16 protein-coding genes are annotated in these 14,868 nt (G+C 76.7%); 11 read left to right on the top strand and 5 right to left on the bottom strand.

Features of this window, described 5'->3' with window-relative positions; translation table 11 throughout:
- Nucleotides 1–19: 19 nt before the first annotated feature.
- Complete coding sequence (locus tag ABQ292_RS18660) at nucleotides 20–1,138, bottom strand: ferredoxin reductase (RefSeq protein WP_369209165.1); 1,119 nt, start codon at nucleotides 1,136–1,138, stop codon at nucleotides 20–22.
- Nucleotides 1,139–1,241: 103 nt separating this feature from the next.
- Here ABQ292_RS18660 and ABQ292_RS18655 point away from each other — a divergent pair, with 103 nt between their 5' ends.
- Nucleotides 1,242–2,423 carry a PucR family transcriptional regulator gene (locus tag ABQ292_RS18655; protein ID WP_369209163.1) on the top strand — a complete coding sequence of 394 codons (1,182 nt, stop codon included), beginning with the start codon at nucleotides 1,242–1,244 and terminating at the stop codon, nucleotides 2,421–2,423.
- Nucleotides 2,424–2,561: 138 nt separating this feature from the next.
- Nucleotides 2,562–2,882, top strand: a complete 321-nt coding sequence (locus tag ABQ292_RS18650; RefSeq protein WP_369209161.1) for a hypothetical protein — start codon at nucleotides 2,562–2,564, stop codon at nucleotides 2,880–2,882.
- A gap of 3 nt (nucleotides 2,883–2,885) precedes the next feature.
- Here ABQ292_RS18650 and ABQ292_RS18645 read toward each other — a convergent pair whose 3' ends face one another.
- Together ABQ292_RS18645 and ABQ292_RS18640 are read right to left on the bottom strand one after the other, a co-directional pair.
- Entirely contained in the window at nucleotides 2,886–3,476 is a 591-nt protein-coding gene (locus ABQ292_RS18645) for a class I SAM-dependent methyltransferase (protein WP_369209159.1), read from the bottom strand.
- Nucleotides 3,473–4,837 carry a DNA polymerase IV gene (locus ABQ292_RS18640; protein WP_369209157.1) on the bottom strand — a complete coding sequence of 455 codons (1,365 nt, stop codon included), beginning with the start codon at nucleotides 4,835–4,837 and terminating at the stop codon, nucleotides 3,473–3,475. The genes ABQ292_RS18645 and ABQ292_RS18640 overlap by 4 nt, the downstream gene beginning before the upstream one ends.
- 65 nt (nucleotides 4,838–4,902) lie before the next feature.
- Here ABQ292_RS18640 and ABQ292_RS18635 point away from each other — a divergent pair, with 65 nt between their 5' ends.
- Nucleotides 4,903–5,742, top strand: coding sequence for an alpha/beta fold hydrolase (locus ABQ292_RS18635; protein WP_369209155.1), 840 nt, complete (start codon nucleotides 4,903–4,905; stop codon nucleotides 5,740–5,742).
- A 647-nt stretch (nucleotides 5,743–6,389) separates the two neighbouring features.
- Here the strand turns inward: ABQ292_RS18635 and ABQ292_RS18630 are convergent.
- Nucleotides 6,390–8,096: a DEAD/DEAH box helicase gene (locus ABQ292_RS18630; RefSeq protein ID WP_369209153.1), complete on the bottom strand. Its 1,707-nt coding sequence runs from the start codon at nucleotides 8,094–8,096 to the stop codon at nucleotides 6,390–6,392.
- Nucleotides 8,097–8,165: 69 nt separating this feature from the next.
- Between ABQ292_RS18630 and ABQ292_RS18625 the strand changes: the two genes are divergently transcribed.
- From ABQ292_RS18625 to ABQ292_RS18615, 3 genes are all read left to right on the top strand, one after another.
- Nucleotides 8,166–9,017 (top strand): alpha/beta fold hydrolase, encoded by an 852-nt coding sequence (locus tag ABQ292_RS18625; RefSeq protein WP_369209151.1) that lies wholly within the window; start codon nucleotides 8,166–8,168, stop codon nucleotides 9,015–9,017.
- 78 nt (nucleotides 9,018–9,095) lie between these two features.
- Entirely contained in the window at nucleotides 9,096–9,320 is a 225-nt protein-coding gene (locus ABQ292_RS18620) for a FitA-like ribbon-helix-helix domain-containing protein (protein WP_369209183.1), read from the top strand.
- On the top strand, nucleotides 9,317–9,712 hold the full coding sequence (locus ABQ292_RS18615; RefSeq protein ID WP_369209149.1) for a type II toxin-antitoxin system VapC family toxin: 396 nt from the start codon (nucleotides 9,317–9,319) through the stop codon (nucleotides 9,710–9,712). The genes ABQ292_RS18620 and ABQ292_RS18615 overlap by 4 nt, the downstream gene beginning before the upstream one ends.
- Before the next feature lie 204 nt (nucleotides 9,713–9,916).
- Here ABQ292_RS18615 and ABQ292_RS18610 read toward each other — a convergent pair whose 3' ends face one another.
- A complete protein-coding gene (locus ABQ292_RS18610; protein ID WP_369209147.1) occupies nucleotides 9,917–11,131 on the bottom strand; it encodes an HNH endonuclease signature motif containing protein in 1,215 nt (404 codons plus the stop codon).
- 707 nt (nucleotides 11,132–11,838) lie between these two features.
- Here ABQ292_RS18610 and ABQ292_RS18605 point away from each other — a divergent pair.
- From ABQ292_RS18605 to bluB, 5 genes are all read left to right on the top strand, one after another.
- Nucleotides 11,839–12,069: a DUF4190 domain-containing protein gene (locus ABQ292_RS18605; protein WP_369209145.1), complete on the top strand. Its 231-nt coding sequence runs from the start codon at nucleotides 11,839–11,841 to the stop codon at nucleotides 12,067–12,069.
- A 136-nt stretch (nucleotides 12,070–12,205) separates the two neighbouring features.
- Nucleotides 12,206–13,060, top strand: a complete 855-nt coding sequence (locus ABQ292_RS18600) for a helix-turn-helix domain-containing protein (RefSeq protein WP_369209143.1) — start codon at nucleotides 12,206–12,208, stop codon at nucleotides 13,058–13,060.
- A complete protein-coding gene (locus tag ABQ292_RS18595; protein WP_369209141.1) occupies nucleotides 13,057–13,452 on the top strand; it encodes a VOC family protein in 396 nt (131 codons plus the stop codon). The genes ABQ292_RS18600 and ABQ292_RS18595 overlap by 4 nt, the downstream gene beginning before the upstream one ends.
- Entirely contained in the window at nucleotides 13,449–13,766 is a 318-nt protein-coding gene (locus tag ABQ292_RS18590) for a hypothetical protein (protein WP_369209139.1), read from the top strand. The genes ABQ292_RS18595 and ABQ292_RS18590 overlap by 4 nt, the downstream gene beginning before the upstream one ends.
- An 87-nt stretch (nucleotides 13,767–13,853) precedes the next feature.
- On the top strand, nucleotides 13,854–14,868 hold a 1,015-nt coding region (gene bluB, locus ABQ292_RS18585), incomplete at its 3' end, for a 5,6-dimethylbenzimidazole synthase (RefSeq protein WP_369209137.1).

Below are 14,868 nucleotides of genomic sequence, written 5' to 3'. Positions count from 1 at the left end.
CTCCCTCGGTCTGGGGTGGTCAGTGGTCGATGTCGCAGGCGCCGGCGGCGGCGCTGATGCAGGTCTGGACGAGCACACCGTCACCGGGGACGGCGGTGGTCACCTCGCCGGTGCGCAGGTCGCGGACGGCGCCCTCGCGCAGGGGGAGGACGCAGCCGAAGCAGATGCCCATGCGGCACCCGCTGGGCATGAGGACGCCGGCCTCCTCGGCGGCGTCGAGGATCGGGGTGGCGCCGTCCGCCTCGAGCGACGTGCCCTTCTTCGTGAACGTCACCGTGCCGCCCTCACCGGTCACCAGGACCGTGGGGCGGAACCGCTCGGTGTAGAGCCGGTCGGCGATGCCGGCGGCCGCCCAGTGCTCCTCGAGCGCCTCGAGCATGCCGACGGGCCCGCAGGCCCAGGTGGCCCGCTCGGCGAGGTCGGGGACGAGCTCGGCGAGCGCGGCGGCGTCGAGCAGGCCGGCGGTGTCGGTGTGCTGCTCGACCAGCCGGATGCGGCCCTCGGCGGCGAGCTGCCGCAGCTCGGCGCCGAAGACGACGTCGTCGGCCGTCGGCGCGGAGTGCACCAGGACGACGTCGGTCAGCTCCGGGTGGTTGCGCAGCATGCCCATGACCGGCGTGATGCCGGAGCCGGCGGTGACGAACAGGGCCTTGCCGGGCCGCTGCTCGGGCAGGCAGAACTCCCCGGTGGCCTGGTCGAGCTGCACGATCGTGCCCGGCTGCGCGCGGCGGACCAGGTGGTTGCTCACCTTGCCGTCGGGGATGGCCTTGACGGTGACGGTGAAGCAGCCGTCGGTGCGGCCCAGGTCCGAGGTGATCGAGTAGGCGCGCCACATGCGGACGCCGTCGACGTCGATGCCGATGCGCACGTACTGGCCGGGCCGGTGCGGCTGCCAGTCGGCGCCGGGGCGGATGACGATCGTGGCGGCGTCGCGCGTCTCGGGGACCACGGCCTCGATGCGGCCGCGCAGGTCGGCTCCGGCGCGCAGCGGGTTGACCAGGTCGAAATAGTCGGCCGGCAGCAACGGCGTCGTCGCCAGCTCGGCCAGGCGCAGCGCGCGATCGCGCAGCGACCTCAGGGCCGGCAGCGACCTCGGGGCCCGGCGGGCCGAGGACGGTCGCGGAACGGTCGCGGTCATACCTCGATGGTTCCCTGCCTGGCGGGTAGTCACCTGTGCCCTGGACGTGAACGTCGCGCCGGATACTGTGCGCCGGGGACAATTCGGGTCACGGGGAGGGCACATGGCGCCGGAGGACGGCACCTTCGCGGCGGAGGTGGCGGCGGCGATGCGCGCCGAGCTGCCCTCGGTCGCCGCGCGGACCGTGGCCGCCATCGTCGTCGAGGTGCCCAGCTACACCGAGGCCTTCAGCGGCCCCATGGGCCGCAAGATCGAGAACGCCGTCCAGATGGCGCTCGGTGCCTTCCTGGAGCTGGCGACGGCCACCGGCGGCGCGGACGCCAGCCGGCCGATCGCCCCCGCCATCGAGGGCGCCTACGCGCTCGGGCGGGGTGAGGCGCGCACCGGCCGGTCGATGGACGCCCTGCTGGCCGCCTACCGGGTGGGCGCGCGGGTGGCCTGGCGGCACATGAGCGAGACGGCGGTGGCGGCCGGCATGCCCGCCGGGTCGCTGGCCCACTTCGCCGAGCTGGTGTTCGCCTACATCGACCAGCTCTCGGCGGCCAGCGCCTCCGGGCACGCCGACCACCTGGCCACCAGCGGCCGGGTGCGGCGCCGGCACCTGGAGCGGCTGGCCGAGCTGCTGCTCGCCGGCGCGCCCCCCTACGAGCTGCACCCCGTCGCCGAGCGGGCGGACTGGACGCCGCCGCGGACCCTCACCGCGGTGCTGCTGCCCGAGGAGCGGGCCCGCGACGCGCTGGCGGTGCTCGACGCGCGCACGCTGCAGGCCGGCGAGGACCTGCCCGGTGCCGAGCCGTCGGCCGAGCGCGCCGTCCTGCTGGTGCCCGACGCCGAGGGGTTCGCGCGGGCGGCGCTGCTGCGGTCGCTGGCGCGCCGGGAGGCCGTCGTCGGGCCGGCGCGGCCGTGGCAGGACGCGCGGTCGTCGTACTCGCGGGCGCTGCGGGCGCTGCAGCTGGGCCTCGAGCCCGACGGTGACGTCCCGGTGGACACCGAGCTGCGGCTGGCCGACCTCGTGCTGCGCGCCGACGGTGAGGCACTGGCCGACCTGCGCGCCCAGGTCCTCGCGCCGCTGGACGACCTGGGCCCCGGGCCGCGGGAGAAGCTGCTGGAGACGCTGCGCTCCTGGCTGCTGCACCACGGCCGCCGCGAGCAAGTGGCCACCGAGCTGTTCGTGCACCCGCAGACGGTCCGCTACCGGATGGGCCAGCTGCGCGACCTGTTCGGCGCCCGCCTCGACGACCCGCAGACCGTCCTCGAGCTGACGCTGGCCCTCGGCGTCCGCTGAAGGACGCCCTCCGACACGGGCGCCACCTCGCCAGCCCGCAGCCGACTCGCACGGGGCTCACAGCGAGCTCCCAGTCGGGCGCCCGAGCCTCGTCCTCAGCGGCACCGGTCCGGAGCCGCGGAGCCGAGGAGGTCCCTCATGCACCCCAGCACCGAGCGCCGCGTCACCGGGCGCCGTGTTCCCCAGCGCCGTGTCACCGAGCGCTCCCCGACCGAGCGCATGGGCCGGCACGCCTGGGTCCGCACCGCGCGCCGGCCGCTCCCGGAGCTCGGTGCCGACGTCGCCGTCCAGGTGGCCGCCGCCGCCGTGGCCGTGCTCCCCGGCGCGGCCATCGAGTGGCTCGGGGTCGACGGCTCGGGCCTGTACGAGGCGCACCTGCTGTCGGCCGAGGGCCAGCCGGTCGTGGTCCACCTCGACGCCGACCTGACCGTCGTCGGCTGGCTGGCCGAGGTCGGCTGAGCCTCAGACGGGACGCAGGACGGCGACGAGGAAGTCCGACGCCGCGGTGAACGGGTGCAGGTGCCAGCTCGACAGGAGCAGGTCCGGCTCGAGCCCGGCGGCGCGGGCATCGGCGAGGAAGTCGTCGAAGGCGTAGTCGCGGCCTGCTCCGAAGCCGACGACGGCCCGCCCGTCGGCGGCCAGGTGGGCGCGGAACCGGCGCAGCACCTCCCCGCGCGTGCTCGGCGCGAGGAACGTGACGACGTTGCCAGCGCAGACGATCACGTCGAACCGGTCGGGCAGGTCGAGCTCGGCCAGGTCGCCGACCAGCCAGCGCGGCCCCGGGTGGTCCTCCTCGGCCGCCGCGACCAGCACCGGGTCGACGTCCACGCCGACGACGTCGTGCCCCACCGAGGCGAGGTGCCCGCCCACCCGGCCCGGGCCGCACCCGGCGTCGAGCACCCGGGACCGGCGCGGCAGCATCGCGTCGACCAGCCGGGCCTCGCCGACGATGTCCGTGCCACCCGCGGCCAGCGTCCGGAACCGCTGCACGTAGGCCGCCGAGTGGCCGGGGTCGGCCTGCGTCATCCGCACCCACGCGCTCGGTTCCGTCATGGCCCCATCGTCGCCGTCCGCCACTCCGGCGGGTCGCCCGGGTGCAGCGCGGGGTCGTCGGCGGCCAGCGTGCGCACCGGGCCGGGCGCGGTCAGCGGCCCCTCGAAGCGGACGGTGACCCGGCCCAGGCCGCGGCCCCAGACCCAGCCGGGCCCCAGCTCGTCGTGGACGACGTCCTGCCCGGGCCACCAGCGGCGCTCGGCCGGCGGCAGCTGCTCGGCCGGCTCCTCGGCGACGGCGGCCGTCTCGGCCTGCGCCGCCTCCTCGGGTGCGGCGTCCTCGACGTCGAGCGCGAACAGGTCGCCCTGGGCGTACTGCGACAGCCCCGAGACGCCGACGCCGAGCAGCCGCAGCCCGCCGCCGGTGCCGGCCTCGACCAGCAGCCGCCGCGCGATCGAGGCCACCTGCCGGGCGTCGTCGGTGGGCTGGGGCAGCGTCTGCGAGCGGGTGATGGTGGTGAAGTCGTAGCGGCGCAGCTTGAGCGTCACCGTCCGCCCCGACAGCGCCGAGGCGCGCAGTCGGCCGCCCACCCGCGTGGCCATCGCGTCGATCAGCCGGTTGAGCTGGGACAGGTCGGTGAGGTCGCGCTCGAAGGTCTCCTCCTGCGAGACCGACTTGGCCCCCCGCTCGGCGACCACGGGACGGTCGTCCTCGGCGCGGGCCAGCTGGTACAGCCCCGTGCCGTGCGCCCGGCCGGCCAGCCCCACCAGGTCCGGCAGCGACTTGCGGGCCAGGTCGGCCACCGTCTTGACCCCCACCTGGTGCAGCCGCTCGGCCGTCGCCGGACCGACGCCGCTGAGCCGGGTGACCGGCAGCGGGTGCAGGACGTCGAGCTCCGACCCCGGCGGGACGACGACGAGGCCGTCGGGCTTGTCCAGGTCGGAGGCGATCTTGGCCATCAGCTTGGAGCTGCCGATCCCCACCGAGCCGGTGACCCCGCCGGTGGCCGCGGCGATCCGCTCCTTGAGCCCGCGCGCCAGCGCGGTCACGCCGTCCACCGACAGGTCGTGCCCGGCCCCCGCGGCCAGGTCGAGGTAGGCCTCGTCGATCGACACCGGCTCGACCAGCGGCGACAGCTCGCGCAGCAGCGCCATGACCACGTCCGACGTCCGCCGGTAGGCGCCGAACCGGCCGCCGAGGAACGCCGTCCCCGAGGGGCAGCGGCGGCGGGCCTCCGCCGTCGGCATCGCCGAGCGCGCCCCGTAGGCGCGCGCCTCGTAGGAGGCCGTGGCGACGACGCCGCGCCCGCCCACCCCGCCGACGACGACCGGCCGGCCGCGCAGCGAGGGCTTGTCGCGCTGCTCGACCGCGGCGAAGAACGCGTCCAGGTCCAGGTGCAGGACGCTCGCCTCCCGCCGCACCCCTCGATCATCCCCGGCCCGCCGCGCTCGTTGCCGGTCCGCCCCGCGCGGGGGAGGCTCGGCGGGTGACGCGGGGGGACGGCGATCAGCGGGCTGCCTTCGACACCGCGTACGCCGCCGCCCTGGCCCGCTGGCCGGTGCCGGTGCAGTCCCGCGACGTCGGGTCGCGGTGGGGCCGCACCCACGTGCTGGTGTGCGGCTCGGCGGAGGCGCCGCCGCTGGTGCTGCTGCCCGGCGGCGGGGCGACGGCGCTGGCCTGGGCGGGCGCCGTGCGGCTGCTGGCGGCGGTCCGCCGGGTGTACGCCCTCGACCCGATCGGCGACGCCGGCCGCAGCACCGCGACGACGCCCCTGGCCGCCGCGGACGACGTCACGGGCTGGCTCGAGGAGACCCTCGACGGGCTGGGGCTCGACGCGGTCGACCTGGCCGGGCACAGCTACGGCGGGTGGCAGGCGCTGACCTTCGCGCTCGACCGTCCCGGCCGGGTCCGCCGGCTGGCGCTGGTCGACCCGACCACCTCGTTCACCGGCTTCTCCCCCGGCTACCTGCTGCACGCGGTGCCGGTCCTGGCCCGGCCCACGGCCGCCCGGATGCGGGCTCTGGTGCGCTGGGAGACCGCCGGCCGGCCGGTCGACGACGCCTGGCTCGCGGTGGCCGCCGCCGGGGCGGAGCTGCCCGTGGCGCCGCCGGTGCGCACCCGCCGTCCCGACCCGGCCCGGCTGGCTGCTCTCGCCGTCCCGACGCTGGTCGTCGCCGCCGGGGCCGGCCGGGCGCAGGACCCGCGCCAGGTGGCCCGCCGCGTCGCGGAGGTGATGCCCCGGGCGACGGTCGCCACGGTCGGGGGCGTCACGCACCACTCGCTCCCGGCCGGCGCCGAGCGGGTGGTCACCGAGTTCCTGCGCTGAGGGCGGGCACCGACCACCACCCTCCGCAGGGCACCGTCCGGGTGAACCGGCACCGCTCCGTCCGGAACCGGTTGATCACCGCGGTCGCGGCTGTGAGTCTGCAGCTCCGACGAGGACCGGAGGGAGGACCGTGAGCGCTGTCGCCACCACGTTCCTCGTCGTGGGCGGGATCGGCGTCGCCCTGCTGGTGCTCCCCCTAGTCGTCGGCGAGATCGCGCACCTGGGCGCCGCGGACGCCGACGGCCCGGTCTCGCTGGAGGTGGTCGCCGCGCTGCTCGGCGGCGTCGGCTTCGGCGGGGCGGCGGCCACGGCGCTGGTGCCCGCGACCCTCTCGACGTCGTCCACCGTGCTCGTCGCCCTGCTCGTGGGCATCGCCGTCGCCGTTCCGCTGGCGTGGGGGGCGCTCCGCCTCTCACGCGCGCTGCGCGACATGCCGACCACCGAGACCCTCACCCGCCACCACCTGGCCGGCGCGCAGGGCGTCGTCGTGTCCGCGGTGCCGGCCGGTGGGTTCGGCGAACAGTCCGGAGGACGGGGACGTGGTCGCGACCCGGGGGGGGGGGCGCAGCGCGGTCAGCCGGGCGGTGGCGGTGGCGACGTCGAGCCCGGCAGGAGCTGGGAGAACGGACGTCGGCGGCGCAGCACGCTCATGCGTCGGCGAGCGCGGCGGGTGGCAGCCAGTCGGCGTCGAGGAGTTCGGCGATCTCCTGCAGCGAGGAGGTGTCCGCGCCCGCCGTCGACCCGCTCACCGCCAGCCGCTCGACCATGACCCGCGCCACCTGCTCCTCCACCGTGTCCGCGGCGAAGGCCACCCGCCACGGCGAGACCTGCCCGTCGCGGTGCGTGCGGCCGGTGACCTGGCGGGCCTGGATGCCGGAGAAGCGCGGCTGGTGGAACAGCCCGACCCGCGGCGTCGTCGAGGCGGTTCCCCCGCCGGGCAGCAGCTCGCCGGCGTGCAGGCTGATCGACGCGGTCACCGTGAACACGCAGACCGGCGCGGCACCGGTCTGGAAGCGCAGCCGCTCGGCCTCGACGTCGAAGCGGTCGCGGCCGTAGATGCCGGCGACGGCGATGCCGGAGTCGAGCAGCGCCTCGCGGATCGGGTCGGCCGCCGTCTCCACGAACTCCACCGACACCGCGACCTGCCGCTCCGCCTCGACCTGCGCCTTCACCCAGTCGACGGTGGCCTGCGCGCGGATCAGCCCGGCCTTCTGGCGGAAGCGCAGCAGCGCCGCCCGGCCGCGCGCGCTCTGCCGCGCCTTCCGGGCCAGCTGCATCTCGGCCCGGAACTCCTGCCAGCCCGACTCGTAGGCGTCCTGCTCGGCCGGCGTCAGCGCGACCGCCGTCCCGGTGACCGACACCGGGCCCCACGGCGCCGGGCGGTGCAGCGTCGCGGGCGGGTCACCGTCGGCCAGCCAGCCCTGCAGGCGGGCGAGGTCGGCGCGGCGCTCGTCGGCGTCCTCGGTCCACGCCCAGCCGTAGCGGCCGCGTTCCACGTGGAACGAGTGCTGGGCGAGCTTCGCCGGCAGATCGGCCCAGGCGCGCAGCGGCTCGCCGTGCCGCTGGGCGAACTGCGGTGCGAGGTAGGGCAGCTCCAGCGGGGTGTGCGCGGGGGTGGCGGTGGCGGCGATGACGAAGGGCACGTCCTCCGCCCGTGCCCCGCCGGAGACGGCCCTCCAGTGCTTCCACCGCTGGGTCGTCGTGTGCCGGACCATGTGCGCCTCGTCGGCGACGACGACGTCGAACCGCAGCGTCGAGACCTTGGCCAGCCGGTCCCACGTGGTGACGCACCAGCGCAGGCCGCCGTCGCCGAAGCCGGCGATCGAGCGGGTCCAGTGCGGGACGGTGATGGCCGCCGGCCGGTCGGCGACGACGAGCACCCGGTCGCCGCCGCGCAGCTCGCAGATCTCGCGGGCGGCCAGGACGGCGGTGCCGGTCTTGCCGACGCCGGGGTCGTCGCCGAGCAGGAAGACCCGGTGCCCGGCCGCGGCGGAGGCGACCACCGCCTCGGCGCCGGTGCACTGCTCCTCGCGGGGCACCATCGGCCGGCCCTCCGGCACCGGCCGCGGCGTCGCGTTGAGCTCGTCCTCCAGGAAGCGCTCGAAGGTGTACGGCGGCGGGTCGTACGGGGCCAGCTCCGGCGGGAGGTCCCGGCCGACCCACACGTGCGCCTGCAGGCCGGCGTGCCAGACGGCGCCGGGCGCCGGCGCCCGGAACGGGACGGCGAGCACCCACACCCGCTCCCCCGGCCCGGCGGCGGGCAGGTCGGGTGCGGGCTGGCGGGCCGGCGAGCGGCGGCGGGTCGTCGTCCGTCGTTTCGTGGTGGTGCGGGCGGCGCGGCGCCGTCCGGGCATGGTGGGACCTCCCCCGTCGTCCCGGGCACGGTAGGTGGCCCGGCGCCGGGGATCTGGTGGAATCGCCGGATGAGGCCGCATCCTGACGAGCGGCTGGCCGCGCGCACCGTGGGCGAGGCCGGCCCCCGCGTGGTGTTCGTGCACGGCCTGTTCGGCCAGGGCAAGAACTGGACGACGGCGGCCAAGGGGCTGGCCGACGGGCACCGCGTCACGCTGCTCGACCTGCCCAACCACGGGCACTCGCCGTGGACCGAGCGGGTCGACTACCTCGACATGGCGCAGATGGTCGCCGACGAGCTGGAGTCCTTCGGTGAGCCGGTGACGCTCGTCGGGCACTCGATGGGCGGCAAGGTGGCGATGCAGCTGGCGCTGCGCCGGCCGGAGCTGCTGCGTGCGCTGGTCGTCGTCGACATCGCCCCGGTGGAGTACCCGCTCACCGGCGGCCGCACGGACGACGACGACGAGGAGGCCTCGCCGTTCGGGCCGTACATCGCGGCGATGCGGGCGGTGGACCTCGGGGCGCTGGAGACGCGGGAGGACGCCGACCGGGCGCTGCGCGAGGCGGTGCCCAGCCGGATGGTGCGGTCGTTCCTGCTGCAGAGCCTGGTGCGCGAGGGGCTGGGGTCGGGCGGCGGCTGGCGCTGGCGGCTCAACCTGGAGACGCTCGAGCGCGACCTCGGCGAGCTGCGCGGCTTCCCCGACCCGCCACCGGGTGCCACCTTCGACGGGCCGGTGCTCTGGGTCGCCGGCGCGAACAGCCACTACGTGCTGCCCGAGGACCGCGAGCGCATGGACGCGCTGTTCCCCTCGACCCGGCTGGTCAGGGTCAAGAACGCCGGCCACTGGGTGCACTCGGAGCAACCGGAGGTCTTCCTCGAGACGCTGCGCCGCTTCCTGCACACCGTCGAGGGAGGGCAGTAGACCCGCCTGTCCGCCGTGCGCATGTGCGCCACATGCAGGTCCATGTGCTGCGCATGTACGGTGGGGCGCGTGGCCAAGATGCTGCAGGTCCGCAACGTGCCAGACGACCTCCACGCGACCCTGCGGGCGCGGGCCGCGGCGAGCGGGCTGAGCCTCTCGGAGTACGTGCTCCGCGAACTGCAGACGGTCGTCGCGCGACCCAGCAAGGCCGAGGTCCTCGCCCGCGCGGCGCGACGCGGAGGGCGGATGTCGTTCGACGACGCCGTCGCTGCGATCTCGGCAGAGCGACCGGATGAGAGGTGATCGTCGTCGTCGACGCGTCGGTCCTGGTGCCCGCCCTGGTCGACGACGGCGGGTCCGGGGCGCTCGCCCGTGAGCGGCTCCTCGCCGCGGACGTGCACATCCCGGCGCTGGCGGACGTGGAGGTCCTCTCTGCCGTCCGGCGCGCGGTCCTGGCCGGCAGGCTCCCTGCCCAGCGCGGCGCCGAGGCCCTGCAGGACTGGAGCGAGTTGACGGTGGAGCGGTACCCGCACCTCCCGCTCCTCGGCCGGGCCTGGCAGCTGCGGGACTCCGTCAGCGCCTACGACGCCCAGTACGTCGCGCTCGCCGAGCTCCTCGACGTCCCACTGGTCACCGCCGACGGACGGCTGGCACGCGCACCGGAACTGCGCTGCCCCGTCGACCTCCTGTCCTGACGGCGGGCGGCACCTCCCCGGCCAGTCCCGGTCAGGAGAACAGCCCGCGGATGTCGTCGGCGGTCAGCGGTCCGGTCAGCGTGCCGTCGTCGTCCATGACCCGGGCGAACAGGTCGCGCGGAGGTCACCGTGACGCTGCACCAGCTGGACGAGGACTTCTTCCAGTCCCTGTGAGACGTGGACGGCGGCGGACCGCCGCCGACATCAGGGGCCAGCGCGGCTGAGGACCTCCGTGCCATCGGACCGCCAGGTGTGCCAGATGCTCGTCCCGGGATCCCGGCTGACGGAGAAGCCGCCTTCGTGACAGGCGGTGTGGTGCCGCTCGCAGAGCAGTGCGCCGTTGTCACAGGACGTCGGCCCGCCGTGCGCCCAGTGCACGACGTGGTGGACGTCGCACCACTCGGGTGATGCGTCACAACCGGCGAAGACGCAGTGGCCGTCGCGGATCTCGACGGCCCGGCGGATGGCTGCGGTGGCGGTGCGCTGGGCCCGGCTGACGTCGAGCGGCAGCCCGTCCGGTCCGGTGACCACCCGTACGACGCCCGCGTCGCAGGCCAGGCGCCGTGCCGTCTCGGGGCAAATCGGTCCGGCCCACCCCAGCGAGCCCCCGGAGACGCCTGGTGCGCCCCGTGCGGCGCAGAGGGCCCGCCAGTCGATGGTGACCCGGACGTGCGGCCGCTCCCCGCGGACGTCGGGCAGCGAGCCGCCGTCCAGTGCGCCGCGGGCCAGGGCGACCAGCGCGTCGGCCTGGTGCTCTGCGTGGCTCCGGGTGTCGCCGGCCGGGCGGTCGCCGTTCATCAGCGCCGCCAGGGCGGTGTGCAGGTACTCGGCGCCGACCGGGTCGAACTCGCCGCGGACGTGCACGCGACCGTCGAGGCCGTCGGCCATGCTGAAGCGGCGGCGGACGTCGGCCGCTTCGCCGAGCGTGCCGTCGGGGTCGATCCCGGCCACCCAGCGCTTCACACCCTGCTTCGTCTCGTGCGGCGTCGTCTTCCGCGCGAGGTCCGCGAGGATCACGTCCGTCTCGGCCAGCTCGATCCCCGCCTCGGCGGCCTTGGTGACGCGGCCCGGCGTCATGGCGCGGGTGATCACCCTGGCGTGGGCGGCAGTGATCTCCCCGGCGGCGAAGGCTGCGGCGGTGGCCGGCAGCTGCTCGATCCGCCGGCCGGTGGACACGATCGCAGTGGCCTCCTCCGGCGCCAGCCGGCAGCTGCCGCGCAGCCAGCTCTTCATCGAGGCGGCGCCGTCGCGCCGGTACGCCTCGCGGCGGTCGGCCACCCGCACGGCCGACGTGAGTGCGGCGGCCATCCGGTTGGCGACGGTGCTCAGCTCACCGACGAGGTCGAGCACGGCGTCGTCGGTGAGCTCGGCGAGGTCGAGTGCGGCGAGTTCGTCGAGAGCCGAACGGAGCTCGGACACGCACTCGCCTCCTTGTCCCGATCGGCCTCCTGACACCCCCACACTAAGGCGCGGGTACGACAGATACCGCAGGTCAGAGCCGAGTTCTCTGGTCGTTCCCGTGTGGACTGACGCACGCCGATCCGCTCGGGTCAACCGGTCGGACGAGCCGGGTCGTCCACTCGTTCGATCAGCGGTCCGGCGAGCACCGGGGGACACGAGGAGACAGGTGACCGAGGCGCCGCCGTCGTCCTGCCCGGCACCGTGCCCTTCGAGGGCGGGGTCGGCGGAACCATCCGGCGCACGCTGCTGCGCGACCACGACGTCCACACGCTGCTCCGGCTGCCGACACCCCGTGGACCGAACGCCTCTGACATGGTCAGAGCACTGAGCGGCGTTTCTGCGGGAACGCCGTCCGGGCGACCTGGCCCCTCGGAGTGGCGTGGCTGGTCCGGCGACCCGCCGGCTCGTACCGTCCCTGCTGACCCGGCGTCGGGCGCCGGACCTCCGGCCTGCGCCCCGACCGGGGGATCGACGGCCGGGCATCGACGACGGGGGCGGACGGACACGACCCAGTGGGACGTGCAGGGCTCCGGTGCCGGTCAGCAGGGCTGCCCGCCCACGGGCACCCGGGCGCCCCGGCGGCCTACGGACCGCCGCAGGGGCCGTACGGACCGCCGCCCGGGCACCCCGGCACGGGGTACCCGCCGCCCTACGGGTACGGCTTCGTGCCGCGGCGCACCAACGGGTTCGCCGTCGCGTCGATGGTCCTGGGGATCGTCTGGGTCTACTGGATCGGCAGCGTCCTGGCGCTCGTCTTCGGCTACGTCGCGCGCAGCCGGATCCGCGAGCGCGGTGAGGCCGGCGACGGCATGGCGATCGCCGGCATGGTGCCCGGCTGGATCGGTGTGGGGTTCTTCGGCCTGGTCCTCCTCGCGGGCATCGCGGCCGGGTCCTGAGCCCGCACCCGCCGGTCCCGTGCCCGTCCGCCGACCTGCTCGGTGCACGTCCGCGGAGGTGCACGTCCGCGGCGTGCACGCTCGCGGTTCGCGGTGACGTCTGGAGCGGGGGCTGCCGCGCTGCCATCCTGGGCCGGTGACCGGTGAGTCCGTGGCGCACCGGCCCCCGCCGGCACTGGGCGGACTGGTCACCCGCGCCGTCGGCTACCGGCACGAGGGGATGCCGCCCGGCGTCCACCGGGGTCTGCCCTCCCCCGCCCTGACCCTCGTCGTCACGCTCGACGAGGCGCTGGACGTCGCCGCCCACCCTGATCCGGCCCAGGCGCCGGGCCGCTACGACGCGCTCCTCGGCGGCCTGCACACGGCGCCGGCGCTCATCCGGCACCCCGGCCGCCAGGCCGGCCTGCAGCTGGACCTGACGCCGCTCGGCGCGCGCCGGCTGCTGGGCATGCCCGCCGGCGCGCTGGCCGGCCTCGACTGCGACCTGGACGACCTCCTCGGGCGCGCCGGCGGCGAGCTGGTCGAGCGGGTGCGGGCCGCCCGCGACTGGCCGGCCCGCTTCGCCGCCGTCGACGACGTGCTGGGGCGCGCCGTCCGCCCGCGGCCCGACGCCGCCCCCGAGGTCGCCGAGGCCTGGCGGCTCACCGTGGCCGGGAGCGGGCGGCTGCGGGTGGCCGAGCTCGCCCGCCGGGTCGGCTGGTCGGAGCGGCACCTCACCGCCCGCTTCCGCGCCGAGACCGGGCTGGGCCCCAAGGAGGCGGCCCGGGTGGTCCGCTTCGACCGCGCCCGCCGGGTGCTGGCCGCCCGCGTCGCGGCCGGGGGGCGCCCCGACCTGGCCGGCCTCGCCGCCGCGGGCGGCTTCGCCGACCAGGCCCACCTGACCCGCGACTGGCGGGCGTTCAGCGGCCTGTCCCCGCTGCGCTGGCTGGCCGCGGAGATCGGATTCGTCCAAGACGGCACCGCAGCCGTCCCGGGAGGCTCGGCGGCATGACAGCTCCCGTCCCCACCGTCTGGCCCGCCTTCCGCGCCGACGACGCCCCCGCTCTCATCCGCTGGCTGGTCGACGTCCTCGGCTTCGAGGAGACCCTCGCCGTCCGCGACGGCGACCTGGTGGCCCACGCCGAGCTGGCCTGGCCGCCCGGGGGCGGGGTGATGCTCGGCTCCGTCCGCGACGACGGCGGCTGGCCGGTCCGGCCCGGCGCCACCGGCGCCTACCTGGTCACCGACGACGTCGACGGCGTGTGGGCGCGGGTGCAGGCCGCCGGCGCCGACGTCGCCCGCCCGTTGCAGCAGACCGGCCACGGCGGGGAGGAGTTCTCGGTGCGCGACCCGGAGGGCAACAGCTGGAGCGTCGGCGACTACCGCGGGGCGCCCCGGCCGTGACACCGGACGACGTCCGCGCGCTGGCCCTCGCCCTGCCGGAGGTCACCGAGGCCGACCACCACGGCCGCCCCTCGTTCCGGCTGGGGACGGCCGTCCTGGCCACCCTGTGGGACGACGGCGCCCTCAACGTCATGGTCGGGGAGTCGGAGGCGCGGGCGGCCGAGGGCGGCCCGTGCTCGCTGCTGTGGTGGGGCGAGCGGCTCTCCGGCGTCCGCGTGGACCTCGCCGCGGCCGACGAGGCGCTGGTCGCCGACCTGCTCGAGGAGGCGTGGACCCGCCGGGCGCCGGCCCGGCTGCGCCGCTCACGGCCGTGACCGCCGTCCGGCCGCGGCCCCGCCGGCGCTCCCGGGCCCGGAGCTAGAGTCGGCCCCCGGATCCAGCGGCGGACGGGAGGAGAGCCGATGACGGCGCCCTCCGCCGAGTGGCCGCGGCCGGTACCGCTGGTCGGCGACCCGACGTCGGCGGCGCAGCGGGCCGGCGACCCCGCCGGCTGGGCCATGCCCGAGGACCGGGAGGGCCTGTACGCGGTCGTGGCCGCGCGCCGCGACGTCCGCCGCTACCGCCCCGACCCGGTGCCCGACGACGTCCTGCGGCGGGTGCTGGCCGCCGGGCACGCCGCGCCGTCGGTCGGACACAGCCAGCCGTGGCGCTTCGTCGTCGTCCGCGACCCCGCCACCCGCGACCGCGCCGCCGTCCTCACCGACCGCGAGCGGCTGCGCCAGGCCGCCGGGCTGGAGCCCGACGCGGCCCGGCGGCTGCTCGACCTGCAGCTCGAGGGCGTGCGCGAGGCGCCGCTGGGGATCGTCGTCTGCTGCGACCGGCGGACGCCGGCGGCCGGCGTGCTGGGGCGGGCCACCTTCCCCGACGCCGACCTGTGGAGCTGCGCGGCGGCGATCCAGAACCTGTGGCTGGCCGCCCGCGCGGAGGGCCTCGGCATGGGCTGGGTGACGCTGTTCCGCCCCGAGGAGCTGGCCGGCCTGGTCGGCCTGCCCGAGGACGTGGCCACGCTGGGCTGGCTGTGCCTGGGCTGGCCCGACGAGCGCCCGCCGGCGCCGGGCCTGGAGCGGGCCGGCTGGTCGCGGCGGCTGCCGCTGTCGGCCGTCGTCGTCGAGGACCGCTGGCCGGCCGACGACGGCGGTCCCGCGGCTCCCCCGTCGCACCTGCGCGCCCCCGGTCGCGAGGCGGTGGTCGGCGCCCGCGACGAGGCCGATCGGCTGCTCACCCCGCCGGGCTCGCTCGGCCTCCTCGACCGGGCCGTGGACCGCGTGGTGGCACTGGGCCGCGGCGAGGTCACCGGCGGCACGCTGGTGCTGGCCGCCGCGGACCACCCGGTCGCCGCGCTCGGCGTCTCCGCCTACGAGGTCCGGGTCACCCGCGACGTCGCCCGCGCGGCGCTGGCCGGGGTGTCGGTGGGCG

This window comes from Geodermatophilus maliterrae (assembly GCF_041018925.1).
Classification (GTDB): Bacteria; Actinomycetota; Actinomycetes; order Mycobacteriales; family Geodermatophilaceae; genus Geodermatophilus; species Geodermatophilus maliterrae.
Note: the sequence above shows the minus strand (reverse complement) of the source record. Positions and strands in the feature narration are given on the sequence as shown.

Coding starts and splice junctions, on each gene's coding strand:
- ABQ292_RS18660 (WP_369209165.1), bottom strand. CDS start 1,138: ATGACCGCGACCGTTCCGCGACCGTCCTCGGCCCGCCGGGCCCCGAGG.
- ABQ292_RS18655 (WP_369209163.1), top strand. CDS start 1,242: ATGGCGCCGGAGGACGGCACCTTCGCGGCGGAGGTGGCGGCGGCGATG.
- ABQ292_RS18650 (WP_369209161.1), top strand. CDS start 2,562: ATGCACCCCAGCACCGAGCGCCGCGTCACCGGGCGCCGTGTTCCCCAG.
- ABQ292_RS18645 (WP_369209159.1), bottom strand. CDS start 3,476: ATGACGGAACCGAGCGCGTGGGTGCGGATGACGCAGGCCGACCCCGGC.
- ABQ292_RS18630 (WP_369209153.1), bottom strand. CDS start 8,096: ATGCCCGGACGGCGCCGCGCCGCCCGCACCACCACGAAACGACGGACG.
- ABQ292_RS18625 (WP_369209151.1), top strand. CDS start 8,166: ATGAGGCCGCATCCTGACGAGCGGCTGGCCGCGCGCACCGTGGGCGAG.
- ABQ292_RS18620 (WP_369209183.1), top strand. CDS start 9,096: ATGCTGCAGGTCCGCAACGTGCCAGACGACCTCCACGCGACCCTGCGG.
- ABQ292_RS18595 (WP_369209141.1), top strand. CDS start 13,057: ATGACAGCTCCCGTCCCCACCGTCTGGCCCGCCTTCCGCGCCGACGAC.